The sequence below is a fragment of the Microbispora sp. CA-102843 genome (genome assembly GCF_050936215.1).
Taxonomy (GTDB): domain Bacteria; phylum Actinomycetota; class Actinomycetes; order Streptosporangiales; family Streptosporangiaceae; genus Microbispora.
In genome coordinates this window covers 6083996-6095586 of sequence record NZ_JBNJNF010000001.1, presented here as the reverse complement: position 1 = coordinate 6095586, position 11591 = coordinate 6083996, and the positions used below count along the sequence as shown (strand labels likewise).

Annotated in this window: 3 protein-coding genes; 2 read left to right on the top strand and 1 reads right to left on the bottom strand. The window is 72.0% G+C overall.

Features of this window, described 5'->3' with window-relative positions; all coding sequences use genetic code 11:
- Positions 1-76: 76 nt before the first annotated feature.
- Positions 77-499, bottom strand: coding sequence for a Fur family transcriptional regulator (locus ACQEVJ_RS28180; RefSeq protein WP_433106129.1), 423 nt, complete (start codon positions 497-499; stop codon positions 77-79).
- A 289-nt stretch (positions 500-788) separates the two neighbouring features.
- Between ACQEVJ_RS28180 and ACQEVJ_RS28175 the strand changes: the two genes are divergently transcribed.
- Positions 789-4730 carry an amino acid adenylation domain-containing protein gene (locus ACQEVJ_RS28175; protein WP_433106127.1) on the top strand — a complete coding sequence of 1314 codons (3942 nt, stop codon included), beginning with the start codon at positions 789-791 and terminating at the stop codon, positions 4728-4730.
- Positions 4727-11554, top strand: coding sequence for an SDR family NAD(P)-dependent oxidoreductase (locus tag ACQEVJ_RS28170; protein ID WP_433106125.1), 6828 nt, complete (start codon positions 4727-4729; stop codon positions 11552-11554). The genes ACQEVJ_RS28175 and ACQEVJ_RS28170 overlap by 4 nt, the downstream gene beginning before the upstream one ends.
- Positions 11555-11591 lie beyond the last annotated feature (37 nt).

Sequence of the window (11591 nt, the reverse complement as noted above, 5' to 3'; positions counted from 1 at the left end):
GCAATGACAACGGTTTTCATTCTCAACCTAGCATCGCCACCTGGATCGTCCGCAATGGGGCGGGAGGCACAGAAGGTCACCGCATGGCCGTTGAGGGCTCCGTCTCGTCTGTCCAGCACGACGTGCACACGCCGTAGATCTCCTCGACATGGAAGCCGACCGCGGCAGGAAGCCGGTGAAGGGCGCGGTCGAGGTCGCCGGCCTCGATGACCAGGCCACATCTGCGACACACCAGGTGACGGTGGTTCCCCTCACCGCAGAGCCGATAGACGGTCTCGCCGCCGCGCTCGAACGTGTGCACGAGCTTCGCCTCGGACAACGTGATCAACGTCCGATAGACGGTCGTCAATCCCAGCTTGCCGCCGGCGTTCTGCACGTCGGCGTAGATCTCTCCGGCGCTGCGGGCACGGTCTTGCTGACGGAGGGAGCGCAAGACGAGCAGGCGGGGCGCCGTCGCGGCGAGGCCTAAACCATGGAGCGTCCGCCTATCCGGATCCATGCGTGGACTCTACCTGACAATGACAACGATTGTCGTTTTCATCCTGCCCTTTCTGGAAGCTCCGATGACGATCGCCTGACATGAGCAGGCGATGTGAGCCCTCCTTGCCTGGTTGACACCCCCGATACTCGCCGCTCCAGGCGAGGGTCACCCGTATCCGCCGGGGCCGGCCCTGCACGCCGACGGCGCCGAGTCGAGCAGAATTGGCATTGATAATCATTTTCATCACTGCTAGACATGATCTCGGTCGTTCTGTCCGCTGATGCTCCCGTCTGCTCGTGGAGGCTCTGTGACTCCTCTCTCGCTGATCGATGTGTCCCGCCCGCTTGTGGACGAGGTCGTGTCATGCGTCGCTCAAGTCCTTGGAATCGACGAGGCGGAGGTGGATTGCGACGCCAGGCTGACGGAGCTGGGGCTCGAGTCGTTCACCGCGGTCCGCCTGCGCCGCCGGTTGCGCGAACGGACGGGGGTGGACCTCCCCATCGCCTCCTTCCTCGGGGACGCCTCCGTGCGGGCCATCGCGAAGCGGATCACAGAGAACGGCCCGGCCGAGACACAGGGCGAACCCTTTCCGCTCACTCCTGTGCAGTCGGCGTACTGGGTAGGCCGAGACCCGGCGTTCCCACTGGGCGGAGTCGCGACGTTCTTCTACTTCGAGTACGACCGGCTGCCGGAGGGGGGCGACCAGGAGGAGGATCTGGCGCGTCTCGAGAGGGCCTGGAACGTCCTGGTCGACCACCATCCGATGCTGCGGATGGTGGTGGGCGACGACGGCATGCAGCGTATCCTCACCGCACCCGGCCCTTACCGTTTCGGCCGTACGGACCTGCGGGCGTCCTCCGCAGACGAGACTCGCGCCGTGCTGGACCGGCTGCGTGCGGAACGCTCGCACCAGCTCCGGCCCACCGACACGTGGCCGCTGTACGACGTCCACGCCGCGTTGCTGGCCGACGGCAGGACCCGGCTGTTCGTCGGCATGGACATCCTCGCCCTGGACATGGCGAGCTGGCTGCTGATCATGCGCCAGTGGGGCGAGCTCGTCACCGATCCCACCGCCCGGCCCGCCCCCTGTGCGACGGACTTTCCGACGCTGGTCCGGGAACGAGCTGCCGACCCGGAGGAGCGTGAGCGCCTGGCCAAGGCCGGTGCCTACTGGTCGGAACGGGCGGAGACCCTCCCGCCGGGGCCGGTTCTCCCCCTCGGCGAAGCGATCGAGAATCTGGGCGTGCCCAGGTTCGTCCGGCACGAAGACGGGCTCACTCGGGCGGAGTGGGCGCAGGTGCGGACCCGCGCTGCCGAGCACGGGCTCAGCCCGACCGGTCTGCTGCTCGCCGCCTTCGCCCTCACCCTCCATCGCCGAGGTGCGGCCCAGCCCTTCTGTCTGAACGTGACGCTCTTCGATCGTCCCGACCGTCCGGGGCTGCGGGATGTGGCCGGGGACTTCACCACCACGGCTCTGGTGGCCGTGCCCGTGCCGGACCTGGCGCGGCGGTGGACCTTCGCGGAATGGGCGGCCGAAGTGAACCGCGGATTCTGGGCGGATCTGGAGCACCGAGCGGTATCCGGCGTTGAGGTCCTGCGCGCCGCGGGCCGCACGGGCAGCACCCCGGTTCACCCGGTCGTGTTCACCAGCGGCGTCGGGCTCACCGAGGGGAAGTCGGCGAGTAGCTGGTTGGGCGAGGAGGTCTTCGGCGTCTCGCAGACCCCGCAGGTGCTCCTCGACCACATCGTGCGCGACGACGGCGGGCCGCTCAGGATCGCCTGGGACGCCGTGGACGCGCTCCCCGCAGACTGGGTCCGAGGGTGTCTCGACGCTGAGGTGCGCCTGCTGCGCCGGCTGATCGATCCGGTGGAGTGGTCCTCCACGACGCTGGCGGCCGACCCCGGCTTCCACGCGGATGAGGCGCTCGACTGTGACGCCTTTCCCGGTGCCGGGCCGCTGCTCGACGATCCGTGGATCCAGGCGGCGCGGCGCGAACCCGCATCGCCGGCCCTGCTCGGGCCGGGGAAGTCCCAGATGTCCCACGGCGAGATGGCGGAGGCGGCCGGGCGGCTGGCGGCGCGGCTCGCGGCGCAAGGTGTCACGGCTGGGACGCCGGTGGCCGTCGCTCTCGACAAGGGGTTCGACCAGATCACCGCGGTCCTGGCGGTCGCCGCCCTGGGCGCCTGGTACGTCCCGGTGGAACCGGCCTGGCCCGCGGCCCGCGTTACCTCGGTGTGTGAGCGCGCCGGAATCGGGCACGCGATAGCGACCGACGACGACCCGCTGCGCTGGCCCGGCAACGTCGTGGTCCATTCACCCGTGGCCGCCGAGGGCGCACGCGAGGCATGGGCCGGTGAGCGGCCCTCAGGCGGCGACCTGGCGTATGCCATCTTCACCTCCGGCTCGACCGGAACACCCAAGGGCGTCGCCATCGAGCACCGCGCGGCCCGCACGACCGTGGACGACATCGTCGACCGGTTCTCGATCGGCTCCCGGGATCGGGTGCTCGGGCTGTCGGCGCTCAGCTTCGACCTGTCTGTCTTCGACGTGTTCGGCGTGCTCGGCGCCGGCGGTGCGCTCGTGCTCCCGGAGGCCGCCCGGCAACGTGATCCCGAGCACTGGCTGGATCTGATCGACCGGCACGCGGTCACGGTGTGGAACACCGCCCCCGCACTGCTGGAGATGCTCGTGGAGTACGCCGAGCTCGACCCCGTCGCGGCGCGCCGCCAGCTGCGGTCGCTGCGTTTGGTGATGCTGTCCGGTGACTGGATTCCCGTCACCCTTCCGGAGCGGCTGCGCGCGCTCGCGCCGCAGGCAGAGTTCTTCAGCCTGGGCGGCGCCACCGAGGCGTCCATCTGGTCGATCTGCTTTCCCGTGCGGGAGGTGGATCCGGCATGGCGCAGCATCCCGTACGGCCGTGCCCTACGGGGTCAGTGGTTCCGGATCCTCGATGAGCGGGGCGTCCCGGTGCCGTTGGGCGAGACGGGCGAGCTGTACATCGGCGGCGACGGCCTTGCCCGTGGCTATGTCGGGGACGCCGAGCAGACCGCCGAGCGGTTCGCGACACATCCAGTCCTCTTACAGCGGCTGTACCGCACGGGCGACCTCGGCCGCTGGCGCCCGGACGGGACGATTGAATTTCTGGGGCGGGTGGACCGGCAGGTCAAGATTCGTGGACATCGCATCGAACTCGGCGAGGTCGAGACCGTCCTCGCACGTGAGCCCGGTGTGCGGGCGTGCGTCGCCGCCGCCGTACCCGGGTCCGACGGCCGACCGAGGCTGGCCGCCTACATCGTGGCGAAGGAGGGAGAGACGGCGCCGTCCGAGGATCGGTTGACCGCCAGGCTGCGGGAACGGCTGCCGTCGTACATGGTGCCCGCCCGGCTGGTCGTCCTCGACCGGTTGCCGGTGACGGCGAACGGCAAGGTAGACCACGCCGCACTCCCCAACCCGTACGCACGCGCGACGCGAGAAACGACGGCGACGGCCGAGCCGCAGGCCGACGAGGCTGCTCCGGACGCCTCGCTCCCGCCGGACGTCGCCGGATGGGCGGGAAAGGTGCTGCTGGCCGCCGCGGAACACGGCCTGGAGGTAGCGCTGACGGTGCGTCCGGGATCGCTCGGCCCAGTCGAGGCGCTGTCAGCCGCGGCCGAGCTCAGCCGTACCGCCGCCCAGGCGGCCAAGTCGGCCAATGTGCCGCTACGCCAGGATTTGGCAACGGGAGCCCTGATAGAGCTACGCGCCGCCCAGCCCCTCTCGCCCGCTCCCGGCCACGCTCCCCGGCTCCCGATGTCCTCTGAAGACACGGCGTCAGCCGAAGACCGTGAGCTCACGTCTCTGAAGGGGGCGTCGGGCGAGCAGAGCGACTCGGCGGTGCTCGCCGCGGTGACCGCGGTCCTGGAAGACCTGCTCGACCAGCCGGTCGACCCGCAGACTCCCTTCTTCCAGCTTGGGGCGACCTCGTTGACCCTGGTGCTCGCCCACCGCAGGCTGCGGCAGGAGGTCGCCCCGCATCTGTCGGTCCTGGACCTGTTCGAGCGGCCCACGGCACGGGCGCTGGCGGCACACATCTTCAAGACCTCGCCCAAGGCCGACGAACCCGGGGACTCCACCCCACCGGAGGCGTCCGGTGCCTCCACCCCACCGGAGGCGTCCGGTGCCTCCACGGCCCCGTCACCGCCGGCCGGACGTACGCCGGGGGGCTCCCGGCTGCGGGCCCGTGCCCATGCCGAGGAGGTGGCCCGTTGAGCACTCCGCAGCACGCCCTCGCGATCGTCGGTCTGGCCTGTCGCTTCCCCGGCGCGCCCGACGCGGAGTCCTTCTGGCGCCTGCTCGTCGAGGGCAGGGAGGGACTCGTCCGGTTCTCCTCGGATGAGCTCCTCGCCCGAGGAGCGGATCCGTCCCTGCTCCGGCGGGACGGATACGTTCCCGTCGGCGGCCTCATCGACGGCCAGGACCTCTTCGATCCCGACGTGTTCGGCATGACCGAGGCGGAGGGGGCACTCGCCGATCCGCAGCAACGGCTCTTCCTGGAGTGCTGCTGGCGGGCGCTCGAAGACGCCGGCCATGGGGGCGGCACGGGAGCGGGCACGGTCGGGATGTACGCCGGAGCCGCCCACAGCGCCTACCTCATGGCCAACCTCCACGATCGGTACGACCCCACGGGCGGCGGCGCCGACCCGGTCGGCAGCCTGCAGACGGCGATGGCCACCGTCGCCGACTACCTCCCGCTCCAGGCTGCCTACAGGCTCGGGCTCACCGGACCCGCGGTCGCCGTGAACACCACCTGTTCGACCTCACTGGTCGCCGTGCACATGGCCGCCCAGGCGCTGCTCCACGGCGAGTGTGACACTGCCCTCGCCGGCGGTGTCTCGCTCACCGTGCCACAAGGGCTCGGCTACCTGCACGTGCCCGACGCGATGTTCTCCGTGGACGGCAGGGTGCGCCCGTTCTCGGCGGCCGGTAGCGGCATCGTCTTCACCCAGGGCGTGGGCGTCGTCGTCCTGCGCCGCCTGGAGGATGCGCTCGCCGACGGTGACCGGGTGCTGGCCGTCCTGCTCGGCTCCGCGACGAACAACGACGGCGCTGAGAAGGTCGGCTTCACCGCGCCGTCGGTGCGTGGGCAGGCGCGCGTCGTGGCCGAAGCGCTCGCCGTCGCGGGGGTCGACCCACGCCGCGTCGGCTACGTGGAGGCCCACGGCACCGCCACCCCGCTCGGGGACGCCGTCGAGGTCGCCGCCCTCCGCAAGGTCTTCGGCGGGGCCGGTCCCGCCTGGTGCGCCCTCGGCTCGGTCAAGGGCAACATCGGTCACGCCAACTCCGCCGCCGGCATCGCTGGCCTCATCAAGGCCGTTTTCGCCGTCCATCATGGCGTCATCCCGGCGTCGCTCGGCGCCGAACCACTCAACCCGGCCCTGGAACTCGACGACTCGCCGTTCGAGGTTGCCCTCACCACTCGGTCGTGGGAAGGGCCACGTCACGCGGGGGTCAGCGCCTTCGGCATCGGCGGCACGAACTGCCATGTGGTCCTCGGCGAGGCTCCGCAGCGGCCTTCCGTCGCCACCGACGATCGCCCGCAACTGATGCTCCTGTCCGCTCGCAGCGCCCCGGCTCTCACCGAATCCACCGACCGGCTCACCGACTTCCTGTCCGCCGTCACGCCGGATCTCGCGGACGCCGCCTTCACCCTGCAGGTCGGCCGGCCCGCGCTGCAGCACCGCCTCGCCGCCGCCGTGACCGGTCCCGACGACGCCGCACGGATGCTGCGTTCGGCGGTGCCCTCAACCGTGCCCGGCACTGCTCCCCGAGTGGTGTTCGCTTTCCCCGGCGGGGGAGCCCAGCACCCGGGTATGGGTTCCGGCCTGTACGCGGAAGAGCCGGTCTTCGCAGAGTCCGTCGACCGGTGCGCCAAACTGCTCGCACCGCTGCTGGGCGTGGACGTGCGTGACCTGATCCTCGCCGAACACCACGATCCGGCGGCTCGGGCGGCCGCGCGCGACCCCCGGATCGGACTGCCCGCGCTCTTCACGGTCAGTGTGGCGACGGCCGGCCTCTTCGCATCCTGGGGCATCGTCCCCGACGCCGTCCTGGGCCACAGCCTCGGCGAATACGCCGCAGCCGTTGCTGCCGGCGCGCTATCGACCGCCGACGCGGTCTCCCTGGTGTCCGTCCGGTCAGCCGGAATGGCGGATGCCGCCGACGGCGGAGCGATGCTCGCTGTGTCCCTGTCGGAGCAGGCCGCGTGCGATCTACTCCGTGAGCACCGGGAGCTGGACCTGGCGGTGGTCAACGCCCCCGACGCCTGCGTGTTCTCCGGCCCCGCCGGCGCCGTCGATCGCGTCCACGGCGAGCTGCGCATGCGAGGGGTCGAGGCCACTCGCCTTCACCTGGACGCGGCGGCGCATTCCCGGCTGGTCGAGCCGGTCATGCCCGCACTGCGGGACGCCGCCCGGGCACTGACCCCGCGCAATCCCCGCGTGCCGCTGGTCACGACACTCACCGGCGACTGGGCGGGCACCGAACTGGCGGATCCCGAGCACTGGGTGCGACATCTGCGCTCGACCGTGCGCTTTTCCCGCGCCGTGCGCACCGCGATCGGGGACACTCCCACGGTGCTGGTCCAGGTCGGGCCCGGCAGCGGGCTGGTCACCGCGGCCCGCCGCCACGGCCTGCCCGCGCTGAGAGCCGCCTTCGCGAGCTTCCCGGCATCCGGTGAGGATCTGCCCGAACGGGCCGCCGCCCTGGCGACCGCCGGCCACCTCTGGACGCACGGCGTGCCTCTCGATGCCGCGGCCCTGCACCGGCCCGGTCGCCGCCGCCTCGCCCTGCCCGGACACCCGTTCCGGCGCCGGCGGTTGTGGATCGATCCTCCGGCGAGCGCCGCAGCCTCCGACGCGCCGCCGGACCCCGGCGAGCCATTTCAGGTGCCCGTCTGGCACCGCGCCGTCCCGGCCCCGGCACCCCGGCTCCCCGCCGAGCGGTGGCTGGTGACCGGAAACGCCACAACCCCGGTTGAGGGTGTGGACGCCGTGCGCACCGCCCTCGCCGAAGCCGGCGCCGAGCCGGTCGCCTCCGCCCAACTCGCGGATGGGGTGAAGGACTGCGCCGGTGCCGTATACGTCCTGGCTCCTCCGGCAGCGACGTACGACGAGCACGAGCCCGGCCTGGACGGGCGAGTCGCCGACGCGGTCACGGACGTCGCCCGCTTCGCCGCGCTGCTCGCCGCGCAGGAGCGCCCTCCGCTCCGGCTCCTGCTGGTGACCGCCGGCGGCGAACGCGTGGAAAGCGCCGACCAGGTCGATCCCGTCGCGGCGGCAGTAAGGGCGCTGCCCCGGGTCCTCGCCCAGGAGACGCCCGGCCTGCGCTGGCGGTCGGTCGACTTCCCGGCCGGAGGCGTCGACGCCCGGGCGGTGGCGGCGGAGGCGGCCGACCTCGTGGCGGCGGAGTCCCGGACGTCCGGCGGCGCGGCCGAGCCCGGCCCCGCCGCGGCAGAGATCGCAGCCCGCGGCGGCCTACGCTGGCTGCGTTCCTTCGCGCCCTGGCGACCGGCGGCCCCGCCGGTCCCGGACTCGTCGACAGCGGGGCCGCCTGCCGTGGCGGTCATCCTGGGTGGCCTGGGCGACGTCGGCTTCACCATGGCCGAGCACCTGGCCGGTCGGGGAACGCGGGTCGTGCTGACGTCCCGTACCGGGGTCCCCGAGCACTCCGCGTCCGGCAGCCGGGACGCTGAGCGCCGGGCCTGGCTCGACCGCCTTGCCGACCGCGGCCTGTCAGTGGAGATCATGGTCTCGGATGCCGCCGACACCCGGGCGACGAGCGCCCTGCTCCGTGCGGTCGCGGAACGTCATGGGCGGCTGGACCTGGTGGTCCACGGTGCCGGAGTCGTAGCGTCCGCCGGCATAGCGCCACTGCGCGAGGCGGAGCACAGCATTGCCGCCGCGCACACCCGCGCCAAGGTCGGCACGGCCGTCGCCCTTCGTGAGGCGATCGAGACACTGCCGGTCGCTCTCCGGCCCGCGACCGTACTGTTGATGTCGTCCGCCACCGCCGCGGTCGGCGGTCTCGGTCTCGGTGCCTACGCGGCCGCCAACCGGGCTCTGGACGCGATCGCCGAACAGCGGAGCCGGTCCGGCGAGACGGGCAGCCGCTGGATCAGCATCGCGTGGGACGGCTGGCGGGTCGGTCCGGCCGGTCGCGAACGCACCGTCGCCTCGGCGCATTCCATCGGTGCAGAGGACGGCATGCGCGCCCTCGACCGGCTTCTCGCGGCGGCGGCCGACGGGAGCCTGCCGCCGACGGTGGCGGTCTCGCCGACCGGCCTGGCCGCACGCCTCGCGCATGACGCGTCGGCACCGGCACGCGCCTCCGCGGCGACCCCCGCGGGACAGCGGTCCGACACAGGCGAGAAGGACGAGTGGAGCCCGGCCGAACGCGCCGTGGCCGCGCTGTGGACAGACCTGCTCGGATTCGCCGTGGACGACCGGGGTGCCGACTTCTTCGCGCTCGGCGGACACTCGCTGCTCGCCACCCGGATGCTGGCCCGGCTCGCGGACGATCACGGCGTCGCACTGCGGTTGAGCGACCTGCTCGCCCGGCCGACCGTCGCCGCCCTGGCCGCCCTCCTCACCCCCGAAGACACTGGAACTCCCGAAGACACTGGAACTCCCGAAGACATCAGGGCTCCTGGCCAGGCGCCCGCGGCTCCGGCGACCCCGCCCGGCGGTGTCCCCTACAGTGCTCCACTCGGCGGATCGGCCCTCACGACCCTGCTGCCGGCCCCTGCCGGTCCCGTCGTGGACTTCCCGCTGACCCGCGTTCAGCACGCCTACTGGATCGGCGGTGGCGGCGGCTACCGCAACGGTGGCACCGCCTGCCATTTCTTCCTGGAGTACGACTGTCCCGGTCTCGACGTCGAGCGCTACCAGCGCGCCTGGAACATGGTGATCGCCCGTCACCCGATGCTCCGCGCGGTGATCACACCGGAGGGACGGAACCGCATTCTGGACAGTGTGCCCACCTACCGGATCCGGGTGCACGACCTACGCGAGCTGGAAGAGGAGCAGCGGGACGCACGCCTGGCGGCCCTGCGTGAACAACTGTCCCATCGCACGCCCCGCCCGGATCGGTGGCCGTTGGTAGAGATACGCGCCGCCCGCCTTCCCGGCGACGTGGTGCGCCTGTTCATCGGAGTGGACGTGCTGGTCTGTGACACAGCCAGCTACCTGCTGCTCGACCGTGAACTGCGGTTCTTCTACGAACACGAGGACGTCGAGCTCCCGCCACTGGGCACGGACTTCGCCGCGTGTGTCCACGCGATGGAGGAGCGGCGTAGGGGCCCGGCATGGGAGGAGGCCGCCACCTACTGGCGCGCGCGGATGGACGACCTGCCCGGGCCGCCGGCCCTGCCGGCGCGGGACGACGACCGGCCACCCCGCTTCGCCCGGCGCAGCGCCTTCCTGCCCCCGGACACCTGGGGGCGACTGCGGCACGAGTCCGCCCGCCGTGGTCTCACCCCCACCGCCGTGCTCCTCGCCGCGTACGGTGACGCCCTGCACGTCTGGTCGGGCAGCGAGCGTTTCTCTGTCAATCTGACCCTGTTCGACCGGCCGCAGATCCATCCCGACGTCGGCGGCGTCGTTGGCGATTTCACCTCGCTGCTGCTCCACGAGGTGGACCGCACGGGCCCGCCTGCCCCGTTCGCCGTCCGTGCGCGCACCGCTCAGCGGCGGTTGTTCCACGACCTCGACCACCGCGACTTCTCGGCGCTCGACGTGCTGGCCGAGAAGTCGGCGCGGACCGGCCACCTCGCGCAGGCACCGATCGTGTTCACCAGCGCGCTGGGCCTCGACGACATGCTCGGCGACGGCCACGACCTCGACTGGGTCGGCACACCCGTGTACGGGGTCAGCCAGACCCCGCAGGTATGGCTGGATCACCAGGCCTTCGTCCAGCACGACGGCCTGCTCCTGCAGTGGGACGTGGCCGAGACCGTCCTGCCGCCGCAGGAAGCCGACGCCGCCTTCGCCGCCTACGTGGCGGCGGTGCGCCGGCTGGCCGACGACCCTTCGGCCTGGGGGGACGGCGAGACCGAGGAAGCGCGGCACGACCAGACGACCGAGGGCGCCGGCGACGCGGTCGAGGGCAGCCTCCGGCCGATCCCGCCCGGCTACTCCACCGCCGACCTGACGCTTTTACTGCGTGAAGGCGCCCACCCGCGGCCGCTGTTCCTGATCCACCCCTCCGGCGGGGACGTGCTCTGCTACACCGAACTGTCGCGGCTGCTCACCACGGACCGGCCCGTCGTCGGGCTGACCGATCCCCGCTTCGCCGGGCTGCGCCCACCGGACGACATCGAAGGACTCGCCGGCCTGTACGTCCAGGCCGTGCGGGAGTGGCAGCCGTCCGGTCCGTACGCACTCGGCGGTTGGTCGATGGGCGGCACCCTCGCCCAGCTCATGGCCTGCCACCTGGAGGAGGCGGGGGAGGAGGTGGAACTGCTGGCGATGCTCGACTCCAATGTGCCCGACCGCATCCGGCCGCTGCCGGGCGAGAACCCGGACGAGGAACAGGCGCACGCCGCCGTTCGCTTCCTCCGCTCGCTGGAGGCGTTCCTCGACCTTGATTTCGACGACCTTGATTTCGACGACCTGGACCTTGACGTGTCCGCGCCCGACCTGGCCGAGCAGCTGGCCGCGCTGCCCGCCGGACGACGCCTCGACGTCGTCTCCGGCCTGCTGCGGCGGGCCGAACTGCTGGGAGCCCACGACTCGGCGGCGGAACGGATCGATGTCTTCACCCGGCATCTGCGGATCCTGGGCCACCACGGTGCCCGCAGGTTCGGCGGGCGGACCACCCGCACCGTACTTGTGCGCGCCACCCGGCCCTCACCGCGTAACGCCGGGGTAGGCATGGGCGTCGATGACGTCACCGGCATCGACGACCTCGGCTGGGGCCCGTTCCTGGCCGCGCCGATCCGGATCGAGCCGGTCGACGCCCACCACTACGCCCTGCTCCGCGGGCCCGCCGTGCACCGGATCGCCGCGCTACTCGACGAGGCACTCGCTCCGCGCTGAACCCACCGACTCACCTCTCTGGCTCAGATTCCGAGGA